Origin of the sequence: Mycobacterium sp. smrl_JER01, from assembly GCF_048513595.2 — a bacterium.
In the GTDB taxonomy this organism is placed as follows: domain Bacteria; phylum Actinomycetota; class Actinomycetes; order Mycobacteriales; family Mycobacteriaceae; genus Mycobacterium.
Map to the genome: position 1 here is coordinate 5209326 of NZ_JBLXXK020000001.1, position 18283 is coordinate 5227608.

Here is an 18283-nt window from a genome sequence, read left to right on the forward strand (position 1 = left end):
GCTGCTTCACCTGCGCCCGCCGGGAGCCCGGTTGCGTTCGAAGACCAGCCGTAAACCGTCCAGGGTCAGATGCCGTTCGTAGTGCTGCACGGTTCGCAGATCGTCAAGCACCAGCGGCGCACCATGGCCGGTGGCGACGACGTTCACGTCGTCCCCGCCGAAACCGTCCACATCTTCGCGTACCCGGCTGACCAAACCGTCGACCAGACCGGCGAATCCGAACACGGCACCCGCCTGCATGCATTCCACGGTGTTCTTGCCGATCACCGAACGCGGCCGGGTCAATTCGATGCGCCGCAGTGCCGCCGAGCGCGCCGCAGCCGCATCGGAGGACACCTGCACGCCGGGCGCGATCGCACCGCCGAGAAACTCGCCTTTCGCCGAAACGACGTCGACGCAGATCGAAGAGCCGAAATCGACGACGATCGCCGCGGTGCCGAATCGGTGATACGCGGCAAGACAGTTCACGATCCGGTCGGCGCCGACCTCCTTGGGGTTGTCAACCAGAAGCGGGATGCCGGTGCGCACGCCGGGTTCGATCAGCACATGCGGGATGGACGGCCAGTACTGGTCGAGCATCACCCGCACCTCGTGCAGCACCGAGGGCACGGTGGACAGTCCCACCGCACCGGTGAGCTGTTCGGCGTCATCGCCGATCAGTCCGTCCAGCGTCAGCGCGAGCTCGTCGGCGGTGACCTCGGATTCGGTACGAATGCGCCAGTGCTGCACGACTTTGGCGTGCGCTCCGGTCCCCGACAACAGCCCGACCACCGTGTGGGTGTTGCGGACATCGACGGCTAACAGCACGGCGTCACCTCGGCGACAGCAGTTCGGCCGCCCCCGCTGGCGCGAACGCCGGATCGGCGCCGAGATCGATCACCCGATTCTCCGCGTCGACGAAGACCACCCGCGGCCGGTAGGTTCTGGCCTCCGCGTCGTCCACCGTCGCGTACGCGATCAGGATGACCAGATCGCCCGGATGTACCAGATGGGCTGCGGCACCGTTGATGCCGATGACGCCGCTACCCCGCTCGCCGGTGATCACGTAGGTGACCAGCCGGGCGCCGTTGTCGACGTCGACGATCGTGACCTGCTCCCCTTCCAGCAGATCGGCAGCATCCATCAGGTCGGCGTCGACGGTCACCGAACCGACGTAGTGCAGATCGGCCTGTGTCACGGTGGCGCGATGGATCTTGGACTTCAGCATTGTGCGTAACATCAATTTCTCCAAGGCAGTTCGTGACTCTGTCCGGACGGGGTGCCAGGGTGGCCGTCGATGCCGGCGCCGATGTCGACGGCGATGTTGTCCAGCAGACGGGTGCGGCCGAGCCTGGCGGCGATCAGCATCCGGCCGGCGCCCTCGGCGGGGGCCGGGCCCAGCATCGGGTCTCGAACCTCGAGATAGTCCAGTTCGAGCGCGGGAACCTCGTCGAGGACGGCGCGGGCGGCATCCAGCGCGGCGGGCACCCCGGTGGACGCGGCATACATCCCGGCCAGCAATGCCGCCGAGAGCGCACCCGCCTGTTCCCGCTCGGCGGCGTCCAGATATCGGTTACGCGAGGACATCGCCAGACCGTCCGGCTCCCGCACGATCGGCACCCCCTGGATCTCGACGTCGAGATCGAGATCGGTGACCATCTGGCGGATCAGGGCCAGTTGCTGAAAGTCCTTCTCGCCGAAGTAGGCCCGGTCCGGATGCACGGTGTTGAACAGCTTCAGCACCACGGTCAACACGCCGGCGAAATGAGTCGGCCGAGAGGCTCCTTCGAGCTCAGCCCCCAGCGGACCCGGATGCACGGTGGTGCGCATACCGTTGGGGTACATGTCCTCGGCGGTCGGCGTGAACGCGATGTCCACACCCTCGGCGCGCAACGCCTCGAGGTCCTCCTCGAGTGTGCGCGGATACGCGCCGAGATCCTCGTTCGCGGCGAACTGCAGCGGGTTGACGAAGATCGACACCACGACCGCGGCACCCTGCACCCGTCTGGCCGCACGGATCAGGGTCAGGTGGCCGTCGTGCAGCGCGCCCATGGTCGGTACCAGCACGATCCGGCGGCCGGTGGCCCGCAACGCTTGCGTGACAGCTGATACGTCCCGCGGCCGGTTGTACACATTGAGCTGCCCCGCAGCGTATTTGGGGAGATCACGCCTGATCATGACTGTCCTGCTTCCGCCAGTACGTCGAAGACTTCCTGCGGGGCATGCGCCCGCTGAGCTGTACGCCACGAATTGGTCCGGTACGCCTGCTCCAACGCGGGGTCCACCTCGCCAAGGGCTTGCAGATGGCCCGCCACCGCCGTCGCATCACCGCGCGCCACCGGACCGGTGAGGGCCGCCTGCCCGCGCTGCAACGCATTGTCGAGCGCTGCCCGCGCCAGCGGACCGATGATCCGTTCTGGCAGTCCTCCCGGGGCATCGCCGACCGACTCCTGCCCGAGCAGTTCCTGACCCCACAGCGCCGCGCGCAACGCGTCGACCGCGTCGAGCAGCACGGTGACGACGTGATTGCTGGAGTGTGCCAGCGCCGCGTGATACAGCGTCCTGGCGTCCTCACGGACCCGGAACGGCTCACCGCCGATCTCCAGCACCAGCGACTGCGCGATCGCATAGCCGATCTCATCGGCGGCCGTGACCCCGAAGCATGTGCCGCGCAGCCGGTCGACGTCCTCGTCGGTACCCGCGAACGTCATCGCCGGGTGGATCGCCAACGTGATGCAACCCCGAGCGGCCAGCGGCGCCAGTATCCCGATGCCGTTGGCGCCGGAGGTGTGCGCCACGATCGTGTTGGTCGGCACCGCTCCGGTGGCGGCCAACCCGCCGACCACGGCCGGCAACTCCGCGTCGGGCACGGCCAGCAGCAGCAATTCGGCCCGGGACGCCACCTCGTCGACCGGCAGGACGGGGGTATCGGGAAGCCAACGGTGTGCGCGGGCACGAGATGCGGATGACACCGCGCTGCATCCGACGACGACATGTTCGGCGCGTTCGAGCGCGACACCCATCGCGGTGCCGACTCGGCCGGCGGAGATGACGCCAATCGTGAGCCGAGCCGGGCGAAGTCCGTCGAGCGGGATGTCACCGCCGGCGGGGGGCTGCACCATCGCAGTCGACCTCGTGATCCTCAGGGCTTCGTTCCGGTCCCGCGGGGCGGGTACCGGACGGTCGCTGAGAGCCTAACTCAGTCCTCGCGGCGCCTACGCCTCCCACCTCCGGTCGGAGTCGCCTGCAGCCGGGCCAGCAGTTCGGCGACCGACTGACCCCCGGTGTGGGCGCCGCCGTCGCCGTCGGTGTCCTCGGACTCTTCGGACTTGGCGGACACTTCGGACACTTCGGGCTCGGCGGGCTCGGTGGGCTCGGTGGGCTCAGCGGGGGGCGCCGGCTGCGGTTGGTCCCCGCCCGCCGCCGAATGCCTGCCAGGGGGCGGTTCGTCGCCTCCGGGTTCCGCGCGAGATTCGGGCCCGGCCTCCGGGTCGGTGTCGGGTGCCCGGCGTCGTCCCACATACTCGCTGTGCGCACCGTTGGCCTTGCTGCGCGCTCCATTGGCCTCGCTGCGCGCTCCATTGGCTGGAGCCGACTCCCAGTTGCTCCCCGGTTGCCCCGCCGGGATCCAATCGCCCTCGGCGGGCGCTGGACGCCACTGGGAGCTGGGCGCAGGTTCGGGCGCACGCCGACGCGGCGCTGATGACGCGGCTGATGACTGGGCAGGCGCCGGAGGTAACCAGGGGAACTGCGGCGCCGGCTGCTCTGGCGGCTGCTGGGCCGCCGGCTGCCGCGGTTGCGGTTGCGGGGCTGCCGGCTGCCGTGGCTGGGGCTGCGGTTGCGGTGGTGGGGTCTGCTGCGGTGGCGGTGGAGTCCACGGCGACCGCGGTGGCTGCGGTGGCTGCGTCGCCCCGGCGTCGTCGGCGCGGCGCCTGCGGCCGGCGGCCTGCTCGGCGGAACGTCGATGCGCCCCACCGGGTTCACCGGGCGGAGCCCACGCGTGCTCGGGCAGATGAGGCTCGGCGGGCACGTCGATGATCGGGCTCTCGTCGGTATGCGGAACCTCCGGCTCCGCGGTGCCCCTGAAGTCGTCCTCGGTGTCGATGCGGCTGCTGCTGACCCGGCCGGCCGTGCGTTCGGTCTCAAGCGCGGGACGGTGCGAAAAATCGGCGTCGAAGAGGTACTCCAGATTCGCTCGCAGCGCGGCGAGCTCGGCGCGCAGCGCCGCGACCTCGTCTGCGGACTGGGCATGCAACTCGGCCGCCAGCTCGCGGCGCAGCTGCGATTCGACGGCCAGCTCGTACTCGCGGCGCGCGGAGATTTCCCGGTCCAGCTGCAGGTCGTACACCAGCTTCAGATCGCGCACCTTGGCCTGGTCGGCGTCGCTCTGTCTGCGGTAGATGACCGAGACGAACGCGGCCACCACAGCGGCCCACAGCGCCAGAATGACCGCCAGCTTGAGCAATTCGACGCGGTCGGTGAAAACCAGCGCTGAACTGGCTCCGATGGCGAGCACCAGCAACACCGTCATCAGCATCCAACCCGGCCTGCGGCCACCGCGCCGAAGGCGCGCGCCACGGGTCGGATCGGTCATGGGGCGACTGTACCCGCCACAGGTCATGTCGCGTGTCGACCTCTGCGGCGATTCGGCGTGGTTGCCCGCGAATGATCAACCGGGCGCTGCGTCGGCACCCTGCGACTGGTCCTCGGGTGACTTGCAGCAATGCTGCAACCACATCGCCGCGACGACCAGAGCCAGCGCGCACAGCCCGGCCACCGCCGCGCCGGTGGTGTCCTCGGCGGCCACCCGCAACGCGCTCCTGCGGGGCAGCAGATACACCAGCACTGCGACCCACCAGCCGAGCACGACACTGCCCATCCACGCCGAGGCCTTCGCGATCACCACCGACCGCGCCACCGCCAGCGGGTGCAACCTGCCCTGGCCGACCCCGACAGCGCCATCGCTAATTCTGGCTCGCACGTAGAAGCCCCAACCCGCGACCGCCGCAGCGACGCCGAGTAGCGAAACACCGGTCCACACCTCGATCGGCGGAAACCAGCGGTAGATGATGCGCACGGCGAGGTAGCCCACGATCGCGGTCACGACTGCGGCGAGTACCAGGTCCCGCTTCCTGGTCAGTCCCATCGGTTCCGGTCCCGTAACCGCAGAGACAAGTCGGTCCGGCGCACACCGGCTCGCTCGGCGGGGTCGACGGCGGCCAGATGTACCGCGATCGGATCGGTGCGGTCCCCCACCGTCAGGGTCGCATCGGGTTCCACCTCCAGCCAGGGCACCAGGACGAACGCACGCACGTGCGCATAGGGGTGCGGCAGGGTGAGGTCGTCGTCCTGCAGCCTCACCTCGCCGCCGGGACCGCCGCCGGGACCGCTGCCGGGACCATGGCACTGCACCAGGTCCACATCGAGCGTCCTGGGTCCCCAGTGACGTTCCCGGACTCGACCGGCCGCTTCCTCCAGATCCTGAGCACGCCGCAGCCAACCGTGCCCGTCGAGGTCCGGATCCTCGGCCAGCACAACGGCATTCAGGAACGCCCCCTGCTCGACGCCACCCCAGGCCGCGGTCTCGTAGACCGCGGAGACCGCGCGAACGGCGTCACCGAGACCGTCGAGCACCGATTGCAGGTGAGCGACACGGTCGCCGAGGTTGGATCCGACGGACAATACGACACGGCTGGTCACGGCACGGCGCCCCTGCCGCCCCGCCGCGACCGCCGAGCCACCACCGCGACGTCGTGGAACTGCAGTGGGATCGGCGCGGACGGCTTGTGCACCACCACCTCGGCGGCGTGTACGCGTTCGTCACACATCACGTCGTCGACGATCTCGGCAGCCACCGTCTCGATCAGCTGTCTGGCCGGGCCCGCCACGATGTCGGCGGCGCGCTGGGCCAGTACGCCATAGTCCAGGGTGTCGGGGAGATCGTCACTGGCCGCGGCCGTGGCCAGGTCCAGCCACACCGTGATGTCCACGACGAAGTCCTGACCGTCTCGCCGCTCGTGCGCGAACACTCCGTGATAGCCGCGAACCTTCAAGCCGCGCAATTCGATTCGATCAGTCATCGGAGTCGGGCCGCCGGGTCGAACCACCGCCACCTGCCTGCCACGCCGCCGCCACCGCCAGCGCGTCGACCGTGGCGCGTACGTCGTGCACCCGCACCCCCCAGACGTGATGCCAGCCGGCAAGCGCGGAGACCACCGCGGTGGCAGTCTCACGGCCGGCCGGCGGCCGCAACTGCCCGTCGGATGCGGCCAGGAGCGCGCCGAGAAACCGCTTCCGCGACGCACCGACGAGCACCGGTATCCCGGTGGCGACGAACTGCGGCAGCGCATTGAGCAGTGCCCAATTGTGCTGGGCGGTCTTGGCGAAACCCAGGCCGGGATCGATGATCAGCTTTGCCGGGTCCACACCGGCGCGCACCGCCGCATCGACGGAGACCATCAACTCGGCCCGCACCTCGTCGACCACATCTCGATAGGTGGGCACCTCGTGCGGGCGCTCACCGCCCACGGATCGCCAGTGCATCAGCACCCACGGCGCCCCGGCGTCGGCGACCACCCTCGCCATCTCGGGATCTGCCCTGCCGCCGGAGACGTCGTTGACGATCTGCGCACCGCTCTCCAGCGCCGCGCGTGCCACGGCGGAGTGCATCGTATCGATGCTGACTGTGATGCCCTGCTGCGCAAGCGCTTTGACGACCGGAAGCACCCGCGCGGATTCCACCTCGGGGTCGATGCGGGTTGCGCCCGGGCGCGTCGACTCACCACCGACGTCGACAACCGCGGCTCCGTCACGCACCAACTGGACCCCGTGCTCGACGGCGCTGTCCCGGTCCAGGAACAACCCACCGTCGGAGAACGAGTCATCGGTGACGTTGACGACCCCCATCACCTGCACGGTCGTCATCGCGGAAGGTGAGACGCTGACGGGACTCACTTCCGCAGGATCAGATCCAGGGCTTCGGCGCGAGAGGCCTTGTCGGTCTTGAACTGTCCGCGTACCGCCGAGGTGGTGGTCGTTGCCCCGGGCTTGCGGATGCCTCGCATGGCCATGCACAGGTGTTCGGCCTCCATGACCACGATGACACCGCGGGGGTCCAGCCGGCGCATCAGCGCATCGGCGACCTGGGCGGTCAACCGTTCCTGCACCTGCGGACGTTTGGCGTAGAGGTCGACGACCCGGGCCAGCTTCGACAGGCCGGTGACACGACCGTCCTTACCGGGGATGTAGCCGACATGCGCCATCCCGTGGAACGACACCAGGTGGTGTTCGCAGGTCGAGTACATCGGGATGTCCTTGACCAGCACGAGTTCGTCGTGCTGCTCGTCGAACATCGTCTTGAGGACATCGTCGGGGTCGGTGTACAAACCCGCGAAGATCTCCCGGTACGCCCGGGCGACCCGCGCAGGGGTGTCGCGCAGTCCCTCCCGGTCGGGATCTTCCCCGACCGCGATGAGCAGCTCACGCACCGCGGCCTCGGCTCGGGCCTGGTCGAAGGTGGGGGTGGTGAGCGTGGCCGAATCGTTGTGCGACCGCGTCATCGAAATCTCCATTTCAGTGTCAGCCGTTGGAGGGCGGAGCGCTGCGCCCGTTCTCCCCGCTGCTGTCGCGGCCGGCGGACTCCTCAGGGCCCTGCGCGGACCCGCCACCGTGGGGAGCGTGCTGTCCCTGCTGCGGGTGGGGCTGATAGGGCGGATATCCCGGGTAGGCCTGCTGCGGCGAGGATCCGCCGTGCCATCCGGACGGGGGCGGCGGGTACCAGTAGCCCTGCGGCTGATGCTGCGGCGGCTGATGCTGAGGCTGTTGCGGTTGCTGCGGCTGTTGCGGCCCGCCGTGCTGGGGCGGCCAGCCGGGCGCGTGCCAACCGGCCGGGGCACCGTAGTCGGGTCGGGTCGGCCCGTTGTTCGGGGCGCCGTTGGGAGCCTGTGAACCGTTGCCGCCGTTCTTGTGCGCCTGCTCGGCCGCAGCCTTCGAGGCTTGGGCGATGGCGGTCTTGAAAGCGGGCTCAGGTACCGGTTTGGGCCACGGTTCACCACGTTCGATGGCCAGCTCGCCGGGCGTCTTGATCGGTGGTTTGTCCGACGGCACCCGACCCCCGAAGTCGTCGAACATCGTCAGCCGCGGTCGCTTCTTCACATCACCGAAGATGGCTTCGAGTTCCACCCGGTGCAGGGTTTCCTTCTCCAGCAACTCGCCGGCGAGGGTGTCGAGCACGTCGCGGTACTCGGTCAGGATTTCCCATGCCTCGGTGTGCGCAGCCTCGATGAGTTTGCGGACCTCGTCGTCGATGATCTGCGCGACCTCGTGGCTGTAGTCGGCCTGGGTCCCCATGGTGCGCCCCAGGAACGGGTCGCCGTGCTCGGAGCCGTAGCGGACTGCGCCCAGTTTGGAGCTCATCCCGTACTCGGTGACCATCGCACGGGCGATCTTGGTGGCCTGCTCGATGTCGGAGGAGGCACCGGTGGTGGGCTCACGGAACACCAGTTCCTCAGCGGCGCGACCGCCCATCGCGAACACCAACCGGGCGATCATCTCCGAGCGTGTCATCAGCCCCTTGTCGTCCTCGGGTACCGCGACGGCGTGGCCGCCGGTGCGGCCGCGGGCCAGGATGGTGACCTTGTAGATCGGCTCGATGTCGGGCATCGCCCAGGCCGCGAGGGTATGTCCGCCCTCGTGGTAGGCGGTGATCTTCTTCTCCTGCTCGCTGATGATGCGGCCCTTGCGGCGTGGCCCGCCGACCACCCGGTCGACAGCCTCCTCCAGTGCGGGGGCGGTGATGATGGTGCCGTTCTCACGCGCGGTCAGCAGAGCGGCCTCGTTGATGACGTTGGCCAGATCCGCGCCCGACATGCCGACCGTGCGCTTGGCGAGACCGTCCAGGTCGGCGTCGTCGGCGATCGGCTTGCCCGCAGAGTGCACCTTGAGCACCGCGCGCCGGCCGGCCAGGTCCGGGCTCGAGACCGGGATCTGACGGTCGAAGCGGCCGGGGCGCAGCAACGCCGGGTCGAGGATGTCGGGGCGGTTGGTCGCCGCGATGAGGATGACACCCTGGCGGTCGCCGAAGCCGTCCATCTCGACCAGCAGCTGGTTGAGGGTCTGCTCACGTTCGTCGTGCCCGCCGCCCATGCCGGCGCCGCGCTGACGACCCACGGCGTCGATCTCGTCGACGAAAATGATGCACGGGCTGTTCTGCTTGGCCTGCTCGAACATGTCCCGGACCCGGGAAGCCCCGACGCCGACGAACATCTCCACGAAATCGGAACCTGAGATCGTGAAGAACGGAACGCCGGCCTCACCGGCGACGGCGCGGGCCAGCAGCGTCTTGCCGGTGCCGGGCGGACCGTAGAGCAGCACGCCCTTCGGAATCTTGGCGCCCAGCGCCTGGTATCGGCTGGGGTTCTGCAGGAAGTCCTTGATCTCGTAGAGCTCTTCGACCGCCTCGTCGACGCCCGCGACGTCGGCGAACGTGGTCTTCGGCATGTCCTTGGACAGCTGTTTGGCCTTGGACTTGCCGAAGCCGAAGCCCATCCGCCCGCCGGCCTGCATGCGCGAGAACATCACGAACAGGAACACCAGCAGCAGCAGCGGCAGCATGTAGATCAACAGCGTGCCGAGCACGCTGCTCTGGTTGACGACGGTGCTGACCTTGGCGTTCTTGTCCTGCAGCGACTCGAACAGCGTCACCCCGTACCCGGTGGGGTACTTGGTGATGATCTTGTCGCTGTTCTCGGTGTCGGCGTTGCCGCTCTTGAGCTCCAGCCGCAGCTGCTGCTCGCGGTCGTCGATCTGCGCGCTGTTGACGTTGTCCGCGTCGATCTGGGCTACCGCCACCGAGGTGTCGACGGGCTCGTAACCGCGGGTGTCATCGCTGAAATAGAAGAAGGACCAACCCAGCAGCAGCACCACGGCGATCACCGTGAGTGTGCGGATCACATTTTTACGGTTCATGCGGCGGTGCGGTCCATGTCGGGTGTCCGATTCATCGTGTCCGATTCATCACTGTGTGCGGCCGTCGGTTCGACGGGCCCAATCCTTCCAATACGTGCAGCTGGAATAGTCAAGGCTACCGCTAGACCAACGTTTGGCAGTTCCCGGAGGGAACCGTCAGGCCCGAGCCCGGAGTTCACGGAGGTCCGCGAAGGTGCACTGGGAGTCGTGTGGGCGCGTTCTGCACGACCGTGAGTGCACTATCGGGGAACAAGCCGGACGAAGAGTCGACGACAAGGAGTCGGGTGCGCACGCGCAGGGTAGGGACCAACGGCGTGACATTGCAGGTGACCGAGGCCGGTGACCCCGGCGCGCCGGTGGTGGTGCTCTGCCACGGATTCCCCGAACTGGCTTTTACCTGGCGCCACCAGATTCGGGCCCTGGCCGCCGCGGGCTACCACGTGCTGGCCCCTGACCAGCGCGGTTACGGCGGCTCCGACCGGCCCGCGGCCGTTGACGCCTACAGCATCGCCGAACTGACCGCCGACGTCGTCGGATTGCTGGACGATGTCGGCGCCGAACAGGCCACGCTCGTCGGGCACGATTTCGGCGCGGTGGTGGCCTGGGGCGCTCCTCTGCTGGCGCCGGAACGCTTCTCGGCTGTCGCCGGACTCAGCCTGCCGCCGGTGCCCCGGCCCAGGCTGCCGACCACCCAGGCGTTTCGCCGACTCTTCGGCGACCGGTTTTTCTACATTTTGTACTTCCAACAGCAGGGCCCCGCTGATGCCGAACTGGCCCGCGACCCGGCCACCACGTTCCGGCGCCTGTTCGCGATGTCGCTGGGCGACGAGAGCGCCGCACGCCGGATGACCGACCCGGGACCCGCGGGGTTCCTCGACCGGATCCCAGATCCGGGTGCGATTCCGGACTGGATCAGCCCGGCCGATTTCGCGGTCTACGTCGACGAATTCACCCGCGGCGGGTTCACCTGCCCGCTGAACTGGTACCGCTGCTTCGACCTGAACTGGGAGCTGACCGCCGACCCGCCGGCACCGACGATCGAGGTGCCCGCGCTTTTCGTCGGTGGCAGCGAGGACGCGACGCTGGCCTACACGCCGCGGCACCGAGCCCGCGAGGTCGTCACCGGCGACTACCGCGAGGTGATGATCGACGGGGCCGGGCACTGGTTGACCGAGGAGCGTCCCGACGACGTGTCCCGGGTGCTGCTGGAGTTCCTCACATCCCTGCGCTGACGCTTTAGGGTGCCAGGCATGCCTATCCGTGGACGCGTCAACACAATCAGGACCACGCTCATCGCCGCCTCGGCGGCAGGGCTGGCTTTTGCCGCACTGACGGGGTGCGACGCTCAGAGCGGTCCCACGCTGCAGCCGGGCGCCGATGCCCGGCAGGTCACGGTGGTCGGCGCCGGGCAGGTGCAGGGCACGCCCGACACCCTCACGCTCAACGCGTCGATGGAGTTCCTCGCGCCCGACGCCACCGCCGCGATGAATCAGACCAACGAACGGCAGCAGGCGGTGATCGACGGCCTCGACGGGCTGGGCATCGACCGCCAGGACATCGCCACCACCGCCGCCGACCTGCAGCCGCAGTACGACGCCGACGGCACCACCATCGCGGCGTACCGGGCCACCAACTCCGTCAACGTCACCATCCGCGACCTGGATCGCGCCTCCGACGCGATCGGCATGATCGTCGAAACGGGCGGAAACGCCACCCGGATCAACTCGATCAGCTATTCGATCGAGGACGATTCACAATTGGTCCGCGACGCCAGGGCCCGCGCGTTCGAGGACGCCAAGGAACGTGCCGCCCAGTACGCCGAACTGTCGGGGTTGAGCCTGGGCAAGGTCCTCTCGATCTCCGAGTCCGGCGGGTCGGCGCCACCGATTCCGATTCAGGCGCCGCGTGCGCTGGAAGCGGCGGTCCCGTTGGAGCCCGGCCAGCAGACCGTCGGCTTCTCGGTGACGGTGATCTGGGAGCTGAACTAGACCCTCACAGGTTCGGGAGCAGGCGGTTCAGCACGAGATCTCTGGCGCGGCGGGGCCGACCAGCACCGGGATTCCGTTGAGCACGGCGGTGCCCGAGAGCGGGTCCAGCAACGACCCGTCGTTGAGTTGGTTGACGTTGACGCCGGGCCGTCCGGCCGCCAGCAGCTGCCCGGTGCCTGCCCGGTCGTGCCCCCAGCCGTGTGGCAGGGACAGCACACCGCGCCTGATGTTCTCGGTGAGCTCCACCGGCACCACCAGTTCACCTCCGGCGCCCTTGACGACGGCCGTATCGGTGACCCCGAGTTCAGCGGCGTCGTCCGGGTGCATCTGCAAGGTGCAGCGGTTGGTCCCGCCGGCCAGCGCCGGCAGGTTGTGCATCCAACTGTTGTTCGAGCGCAGATGCCGACGGCCGACCAGCACGTACCCTTCGACACGCCGGCCCACCGCCACCCGCAGCCGGGCCGCATCGCCGACCAGCTGGCGCGGCGCCAGCTCGACCTTGCCGGACGGCGTGCGCAACACCTCCGCCAACCGAGGTGTCAGCGGACCCAGATCGACACCGTGCGGGGCGGCCTTGAGGCGTTCCAGGTTCAGGCCGTCCGGCCGGCTTCCGAAAGCGTCACCGTAGGCGCCGAGACGCAGCATCATGTCCAGGCGACGCTCGTATCCGGGGCCGGCAGGCAGCATCGCGGTCAGCTCGTCCACCGAGCGGCCAGCGACCGGGGAGCCGACGTCGGAGGTCTCCTTGGTCAGGGTCGTCGCAATCACCTGGTCGTCGACCAGGGCAGGGTCGGCGTCGTGACCCAGCCCGTACAGCATCAGCACGATCCGCGACAGGATCTCGGCTTCGTCGGGCCGGCCGTTCAGCGGCAACGCCGGCGGCGAGTACCGGGCATTGTTGCGCACCGCGAGGTTGTTGAGCGCGAAGTCGAAATGCGGGCTGCTCGACGGTGGTGGCGGCGGCAGCACCACGTCGGCGTGTCGGGTGGTTTCGTTGAGGTACGGGTCGACGGACAGCATGAAATCGACGCCGTCCAGTGCGCGATCGAGCCGATCCCCGTCCGGCGCGGACAGCACCGGGTTGCCCGCGATGGTGATCATCGCCCTGATCTGACCGTCGCCCGGGCTCTCGATCTCTTCGGCCAACGCAGCGACGGGCAGTTCCGAGAGCACCTCGGGATGGCCCGACACCCGGCTGTGCCAGCGGCCGGTGCGAAACCCCCGGCCGGGCCGGTGACCGCGGGGCGCGGGTGCCACCGCTGACAGCGGGAACATCACCCCGCCCGGGCGGTCCAGGTTGCCGGTGAGGATGTTGACGACGTCGACCAGCCAGCTGCTCAGTGTCCCGAACTCGACCGTCGAGGTGCCCATCCGCCCGTACACCGCCGCCGTCGGTGCAGCGGCGAGTTCCCGTGCCAGCGTCCTGATCTCGTCCGCGCCGACACCGCAGTGCCCCGCCACCTCCTCGGGCGCGAAATCCGCTGCCAGAGCGCGGACCTCGTCAACACCATCGAGGTACCCGGCAACCGATCCCAGATCGACGAGGCCCTCGTCGAACAGCACATGAACCACCGCGAACAACAGCGCCGCATCGGTGCCCGGCCGCGGCGCGAGGTGACGGTCGGCGAGCTCCGCGGTGCGGGTGCGGGCCGGATCGACGACCACGAGGCGGCCACCCCGCTTCCGCAGCGCGCGCAGCTTGCCGGGAAAGTCGGCGGCGGTGGCCAGACTGCCGTTGGACACCAGGGGATTGGCGCCGATCACGACCAGATAATCGGTGCGGTCCAGATCCGGCACCGTGAACGCCACCGGACTGCCGAACATCAGTCCCAGCGACACATGCTTGGGCATCTGATCGAGCGTGCTCGCCGAGTACACCTGTTGGGTCCCGAGCGCACGGATGAGCAGCGGCGGGTACAAGGCGCCCGCGACGGTGTGGGCGTTGGGGTTGCCCAGGTACACCCCGACCGATGCGCCACCGTGCTCGCGCACCACCGCGCCGAGCCCGTCGGCGACCGCGGCGAACGCCTCGTCCCAGGTCGCTTCGGACAACAGGCCGTCACGGCGCACCAGCGGGGCGGTCAGCCGGTCTGGATCGTTGTCGAGTTCGGCGAAGCTGGCCCCCTTGGGACAGATGAAGCCCGCGGAGAACACGTCGTCGCGGTCGCCCCGTGCACCGACCACCCGGCCGTCCTCGATGGTCAATGTCAGACCGCAGGTGGCCTCGCAGAACGGGCAGATGCGCAGAGCCGTTTCGGACATGCCTGCATCATGCGCCGACGCCACGTCGATGAGAAGGGCACGCGGCTAGAACTGCTCGTAGACCTTCGGGTCGAGAGTGCCGATGTAGGGCAGGTCGCGGTAGCGCTCGGCGTAGTCGAGGCCGTAGCCGACCACGAACTCGTTGGGGATGTCGAAACCGATGTAGGTGATGTCCACGTCGGCCCGGACGGCTTCGGGTTTACGCAGCAGCGTGCACACCCGTAACGAACGAGGTCCACGGGTGGCGAGGTTGCGCAGCAGCCACGACAGGGTGAGGCCCGAATCCACGATGTCCTCGACGATCAGGACGTCGCGGTCGCTGATGTCACGGTCCAGATCCTTGAGGATGCGCACCACTCCCGACGACGACGTCGACGACCCGTACGAGCTGACGGCCATGAACTCCAGCTGGGTGGGCACCGGAATGGCCCGTGCCAGATCGGTGACGAACATGACCGCACCCTTGAGCACGGTGATCAGCAACAAGTCCTGCCCCGACTCCGCGGCCCGATAGTCCTGGGCGATCTGCGCGGCCAGCTCGGCGGTCTTGGCTTTGATCTGCTCTTCCGACAGCAGGACCGACTTGATGTCCCCGGGATACAACTCCGCAGCATGCGCAGGCACCTCAACAGACTAATCGGAAACCGCCGCGCCACCGTCACACGGGCTCGCGGTACAGCGTCAGCAGACCGTGCCGGCGCCCGGCGAACAGGCGTCGCCGAGGCGTGTTTCCGGGCACCGCGACGCCGCCCTGTCCGTGCCAGTCGGTCACCAGCGCGTCGACCGCGCGGATGTGTTTGTCGGTCAGACCTGACGCTCCCCCGCTCTGCAGCCAGCTTCTGATCACCCGTCGCCGTACCGCGTCGGGCAACGGGGTCAGCGCCTCGACGTCGAGACCCGCACCGCCGGGCACCGGGACCGCCCGTGCGGCGATGCCGTCGAGGGCGTCGGTGTCCTCGCGCAGTGCGGTGGCGGTGCGGGCCAGCGCCTCGGCGACCCCGCCGCCGAGCACGTCTTCGAGCAGCGGCAGCACCTCGGTACGCAGCCGGACACGGGTGTAGCTGCGGTCGGCGTTGTGCGGGTCCTGCCAGGCAGTCAGATCCAGCTCGACGCACGCGCGGTGGGTCACCGCCCGTCGAACCCCCAGCAGCGGCCGGCACCACGGATCGTCATAGGGCCGCATGCCGGCGATGGAGCGCGGACCCGAGCCGCGGCCCAGCCCGAGCAGCACCGTCTCGGCCTGATCGTCGAGGGTGTGGGCCAGCAGAACCGCGGCGCCCGCGCGGGCCTGCTCCAGCGCTTGATATCGGGCCGTGCGGGCGGCCGCCTCGGGACCGCCCTGGCAGCCGACGTCAACCGAGATGACCTGCGCGTCGACGCATCCCACTGCGAGCGCCTGCTCAGCCGCGGTCGCGGCTACTCGCGCGGACTCCGACTGCAGCCGGTGGTCGACGATCAATGCCGTGGTGGGCCGCAGTGTGGCGGCGACCGCTGTCAGCGCCAGCGAGTCCGGTCCGCCGGACAGCGCGACGCACCACGGCCCGGACACGTCGGGGTGGGTACGGACGAAGCCGGCCAGCGCAGCACGCAGCTGGGCTACAGCACCCGATCGATCCATCGCTGCGGCTCGTCGATTTCCGTTGGCAGCGGCAATGTTCCGGCATCGGTCCAGACGGCGTTGAATCGCTGCATGCCGACCTGGGCCACCACTTGGTCGACGAACGCCTTACCGCGGGTGTACTGGCTCATCTTCGCGTCGACGCCCAGCAGAGCGCGCAACAACCGTTGCAGCGGTGGCTGTTTGCGCTGTCGGCGTTGGTCGAACCGATGCCTGATGGACGCCACCGAGGGCACCACCGCCGGCCCGACGGCGTCCATCACGTGTTCGGCGTGCCCTTCGAGCAGGGTGCCGAGCACCAGCAACCGGTCCAGCGCTTCGCGCTGCGGCTCGGACTGGACCGCACGCAGCAACCCCAGCACGCCCGCCGAATTCGGCTCCGGCTCTCCACGCGTTCCGGCTCGACGGTCCCGGAGATAGTCGGTGAGCCGGCCCACCATCTGGGGCAGATCGTCACCGGCATCCTCGGTCAGCACCGCGAGCGCATTCGACATGTGACCGGCCAACCACGGATTCGCCCTGAACTGCACCCTGTGGGTGACTTCGTGCAGGCACACCCACATCCGGAAGTCCTTGGGAGACACTCGAAGTTGACGCTCCACAGCGATCACGTTCGGGTACACCAGCAGCAGCTGGCCGCCGTCGGGGGCGAACGGGTCGTACTGGCCCAGGATGCCCGACGAGACGAAGGCCAGGACCGCCCCGGTCTGGGCGCCGGCGATGCGCCCGGTGACGGCGCGCGGCTTGACCTCGGCTGCGTGTCTGCCGCCGGTCATCACCCGCATGGACTGTGCGGCGGCGCTGATCCACTCGGGGCGGTTGACGATCCGCGCCTCCTGAATCGCGCCGCCCTCGATCAAACCGGTGGTCTCACGTACCGGAATCTCCGAAGCGCGGGCCGCCTCGGACAGTTCGTCGATCGCCTGCCTGCGGGTGTATTCGGTGGCCGGAGGTTCCGGTCGGGCCAGTTTGCCCCCGAGCGCGGCAGCCAGGTTCCAGTCCACCGCCCGACTCACTGCGAGCCCGGCCCGGGATTCGGCGCTCACGACCGGCACCCGCAGGAGCGCAGGGTGGCCGCGAACGCATCGAGCGCGGTCCGCCCGGTCGGGCCGGCGTCATTGGACAGCAACGCGAAGGTGAGCACCCGTCCGCTCTCGTCGGTCACGATGCCGGCCAGCGAGTTGGTTCCGGTCAGTGACCCGGTCTTGGCCCGCAGGTAGCCGGCGGCAGCGCGGCCGTCCTCGGTGTCGAGATAGCGGTTGGACAGCGTGCCACTTCCACCGGCGATGGGCAGCAGATCGACCAGCGGCCGTAACTCGGGCATGGAATCACCGGCAGCCGCCTGGACCACCTCGTCGAGCGTCTTGGCGGTGAGGCGGTCATCCACCGACAGCCCGCTGGAGTCCAGCAGGCGGGCACCCGTGGTGTCGATGCCGGCGTCCTGCAGCGCCGTGAGCACTGCGCGCGACGCTCCGTCGAAGCTCTGCGGCTGACCGGTCGCCGCGGCGACCTCGCGCCCGATCGATTCGGCCATCACGTTGTCGGAGAAGTGCATCATGTCGCGCAGGCGCTGCATCAGCGGCGGTGACTGCACCGACGCGATCTCGGTCCCCCGGGCACCCGCTGCCGGCGACGTCACCACCGTCACCGTGGCCGGGTCCAGCCGCAGCGCCGCCGCCAAGGCCCGCCCCGCGTCCAGCGCGGGCGTGCGGGACCGGCGCGACTCCACACTGACCGGCTGGGTACGGCCGCCGTCGAGCATGATCGGCTCGATCGGGGCGATATCGCCGCCGTCGATGTCCAGCGGATCCCAGCCGACCGCCATGGACGGTCCGCGGTAGAGGCTGACGTCGACCTGGACGGTTCTGACGTCGGTGCCGCTGCGCCGGATCTGGTCGGCAAGGTCGATGATCCGTGCGGCGTCGCGGTACCAGGTGTCCACACCGCGCGGGGCGGCCGACAGTGTCTGGTCACCGCCGGCGACGAGCACCACCACGCCCGGGGACGTGGACAGCACCCGCGTCGTCAATCTGACGTCGCGATCCAGGGTGAGCAGGGCCGCGGCGGCGGTCAGCGTCTTGTTCGTCGAGGCGGGCTGCATCGGGACCGTCGCGTCCCGGGCCCACAGTTGCTCACCGGTCAGCGCGTCGGTGATGCGCCCGGTGAACTTTCCCAGATCCGGGTCGGCCAACGCCACCGCCAGCGCCCGGGCCAGCCCGTCCGGTGTCGGCCTGTCCGCCGAATCCGGGACCGGAACCACGCCGGGGTTGGCGGTCGCCGGGGCCGGCGCGGGATCGACGGCCACCTGCTCGGCGGACTGCCGGGTGGCGATCAGCGCTGCGGCGGCGACCAGCACCACGACCAGGGCCAGCACCGATGCCCCCACCACCAGATAGGTGGACCGCCGCCACCGAGTCGGCCGCATGTTTCTCCTGATCTCGATATCGAGTAGCCGAGCCACCCCTGTAGT

Annotated in this window: 18 protein-coding genes; 2 read left to right on the plus strand and 16 right to left on the minus strand. The window is 69.1% G+C overall.

The window, feature by feature from the left end; genetic code table 11:
• Window positions 1–6: 6 nt before the first annotated feature.
• The 11 genes from ACNUDN_RS24490 to ftsH all read right to left on the minus strand — a co-directional run bounded on the left by ACNUDN_RS24490 (window position 7) and on the right by ftsH (window position 9945).
• Window positions 7–807, minus strand: a complete 801-nt coding sequence (locus ACNUDN_RS24490) for a type III pantothenate kinase (protein WP_419124307.1) — start codon at window positions 805–807, stop codon at window positions 7–9.
• A gap of 4 nt (window positions 808–811) precedes the next feature.
• A complete protein-coding gene (panD, locus tag ACNUDN_RS24495) occupies window positions 812–1219 on the minus strand; it encodes an aspartate 1-decarboxylase (RefSeq protein WP_419124308.1) in 408 nt (135 codons plus the stop codon).
• Complete coding sequence (gene panC / locus ACNUDN_RS24500) at window positions 1219–2157, minus strand: pantoate--beta-alanine ligase (RefSeq protein ID WP_419124309.1); 939 nt, start codon at window positions 2155–2157, stop codon at window positions 1219–1221. Before panC ends, panD begins: the two co-directional genes overlap by 1 nt.
• On the minus strand, window positions 2154–3101 hold the full coding sequence (locus tag ACNUDN_RS24505; RefSeq protein ID WP_419124310.1) for a Rossmann-like and DUF2520 domain-containing protein: 948 nt from the start codon (window positions 3099–3101) through the stop codon (window positions 2154–2156). Before ACNUDN_RS24505 ends, panC begins: the two co-directional genes overlap by 4 nt.
• 77 nt (window positions 3102–3178) lie before the next feature.
• Window positions 3179–4573, minus strand: coding sequence for a DUF6779 domain-containing protein (locus ACNUDN_RS24510; protein WP_419124311.1), 1395 nt, complete (start codon window positions 4571–4573; stop codon window positions 3179–3181).
• 75 nt (window positions 4574–4648) lie between these two features.
• Window positions 4649–5125: a DUF3180 domain-containing protein gene (locus ACNUDN_RS24515; RefSeq protein WP_419124312.1), complete on the minus strand. Its 477-nt coding sequence runs from the start codon at window positions 5123–5125 to the stop codon at window positions 4649–4651.
• Entirely contained in the window at window positions 5116–5679 is a 564-nt protein-coding gene (gene folK, locus ACNUDN_RS24520) for a 2-amino-4-hydroxy-6-hydroxymethyldihydropteridine diphosphokinase (protein ID WP_419124313.1), read from the minus strand. Before folK ends, ACNUDN_RS24515 begins: the two co-directional genes overlap by 10 nt.
• Window positions 5676–6059, minus strand: coding sequence for a dihydroneopterin aldolase (folB, locus tag ACNUDN_RS24525; protein ID WP_419124314.1), 384 nt, complete (start codon window positions 6057–6059; stop codon window positions 5676–5678). Before folB ends, folK begins: the two co-directional genes overlap by 4 nt.
• On the minus strand, window positions 6052–6903 hold the full coding sequence (gene folP / locus ACNUDN_RS24530; protein ID WP_419124315.1) for a dihydropteroate synthase: 852 nt from the start codon (window positions 6901–6903) through the stop codon (window positions 6052–6054). The genes folB and folP overlap by 8 nt, the downstream gene beginning before the upstream one ends.
• A 26-nt stretch (window positions 6904–6929) precedes the next feature.
• Window positions 6930–7538, minus strand: coding sequence for a GTP cyclohydrolase I FolE (gene folE, locus ACNUDN_RS24535; protein ID WP_419124316.1), 609 nt, complete (start codon window positions 7536–7538; stop codon window positions 6930–6932).
• Between the two features lie 19 nt (window positions 7539–7557).
• The gene (ftsH, locus tag ACNUDN_RS24540) at window positions 7558–9945 is read right to left on the minus strand and encodes an ATP-dependent zinc metalloprotease FtsH (RefSeq protein ID WP_419124317.1); all 2388 of its coding nucleotides are present in this window, start codon (window positions 9943–9945) and stop codon (window positions 7558–7560) included.
• A gap of 284 nt (window positions 9946–10229) precedes the next feature.
• On the opposite strand from ftsH, the gene ACNUDN_RS24545 reads away from it, so the two are divergent.
• Both ACNUDN_RS24545 and ACNUDN_RS24550 read left to right on the plus strand, forming a co-directional pair.
• A complete protein-coding gene (locus tag ACNUDN_RS24545; RefSeq protein WP_419124318.1) occupies window positions 10230–11177 on the plus strand; it encodes an alpha/beta fold hydrolase in 948 nt (315 codons plus the stop codon).
• Window positions 11178–11195: 18 nt separating this feature from the next.
• Complete coding sequence (locus ACNUDN_RS24550) at window positions 11196–11933, plus strand: SIMPL domain-containing protein (RefSeq protein WP_419124319.1); 738 nt, start codon at window positions 11196–11198, stop codon at window positions 11931–11933.
• 27 nt (window positions 11934–11960) lie between these two features.
• Here ACNUDN_RS24550 and ACNUDN_RS24555 read toward each other — a convergent pair whose 3' ends face one another.
• From ACNUDN_RS24555 to dacB, 5 genes are read right to left on the minus strand one after another with little or no spacing between them, the layout of a single operon-like run.
• Complete coding sequence (locus ACNUDN_RS24555; protein WP_419124320.1) at window positions 11961–14195, minus strand: molybdopterin-dependent oxidoreductase; 2235 nt, start codon at window positions 14193–14195, stop codon at window positions 11961–11963.
• A gap of 45 nt (window positions 14196–14240) precedes the next feature.
• Complete coding sequence (hpt, locus tag ACNUDN_RS24560) at window positions 14241–14819, minus strand: hypoxanthine phosphoribosyltransferase (RefSeq protein WP_419124321.1); 579 nt, start codon at window positions 14817–14819, stop codon at window positions 14241–14243.
• A gap of 34 nt (window positions 14820–14853) precedes the next feature.
• Complete coding sequence (tilS, locus tag ACNUDN_RS24565; RefSeq protein ID WP_419124322.1) at window positions 14854–15813, minus strand: tRNA lysidine(34) synthetase TilS; 960 nt, start codon at window positions 15811–15813, stop codon at window positions 14854–14856.
• On the minus strand, window positions 15792–16859 hold the full coding sequence (locus tag ACNUDN_RS24570) for an Rv3626c family coenzyme F420 biosynthesis-associated protein (RefSeq protein ID WP_419124323.1): 1068 nt from the start codon (window positions 16857–16859) through the stop codon (window positions 15792–15794). Before ACNUDN_RS24570 ends, tilS begins: the two co-directional genes overlap by 22 nt.
• Window positions 16856–18238, minus strand: coding sequence for a D-alanyl-D-alanine carboxypeptidase/D-alanyl-D-alanine endopeptidase (gene dacB, locus ACNUDN_RS24575; RefSeq protein WP_419124324.1), 1383 nt, complete (start codon window positions 18236–18238; stop codon window positions 16856–16858). The genes ACNUDN_RS24570 and dacB overlap by 4 nt, the downstream gene beginning before the upstream one ends.
• Window positions 18239–18283: the final 45 nt, after the last annotated feature.

Excerpts from the sequence above, each read along its gene's own strand:
- panD (WP_419124308.1), bottom strand. The coding sequence starts at position 1,219 with ATGTTACGCACAATGCTGAAGTCCAAGATCCATCGCGCCACCGTGACA.
- panC (WP_419124309.1), bottom strand. The coding sequence starts at position 2,157 with ATGATCAGGCGTGATCTCCCCAAATACGCTGCGGGGCAGCTCAATGTG.
- ACNUDN_RS24505 (WP_419124310.1), bottom strand. The coding sequence starts at position 3,101 with ATGGTGCAGCCCCCCGCCGGCGGTGACATCCCGCTCGACGGACTTCGC.
- ACNUDN_RS24510 (WP_419124311.1), bottom strand. The coding sequence starts at position 4,573 with ATGACCGATCCGACCCGTGGCGCGCGCCTTCGGCGCGGTGGCCGCAGG.
- ACNUDN_RS24515 (WP_419124312.1), bottom strand. The coding sequence starts at position 5,125 with ATGGGACTGACCAGGAAGCGGGACCTGGTACTCGCCGCAGTCGTGACC.
- folB (WP_419124314.1), bottom strand. The coding sequence starts at position 6,059 with ATGACTGATCGAATCGAATTGCGCGGCTTGAAGGTTCGCGGCTATCAC.
- folP (WP_419124315.1), bottom strand. The coding sequence starts at position 6,903 with ATGACGACCGTGCAGGTGATGGGGGTCGTCAACGTCACCGATGACTCG.
- folE (WP_419124316.1), bottom strand. The coding sequence starts at position 7,538 with ATGACGCGGTCGCACAACGATTCGGCCACGCTCACCACCCCCACCTTC.
- ftsH (WP_419124317.1), bottom strand. The coding sequence starts at position 9,945 with ATGAACCGTAAAAATGTGATCCGCACACTCACGGTGATCGCCGTGGTG.
- ACNUDN_RS24550 (WP_419124319.1), top strand. The coding sequence starts at position 11,196 with ATGCCTATCCGTGGACGCGTCAACACAATCAGGACCACGCTCATCGCC.
- ACNUDN_RS24555 (WP_419124320.1), bottom strand. The coding sequence starts at position 14,195 with ATGTCCGAAACGGCTCTGCGCATCTGCCCGTTCTGCGAGGCCACCTGC.
- tilS (WP_419124322.1), bottom strand. The coding sequence starts at position 15,813 with ATGGATCGATCGGGTGCTGTAGCCCAGCTGCGTGCTGCGCTGGCCGGC.
- dacB (WP_419124324.1), bottom strand. The coding sequence starts at position 18,238 with ATGCGGCCGACTCGGTGGCGGCGGTCCACCTATCTGGTGGTGGGGGCA.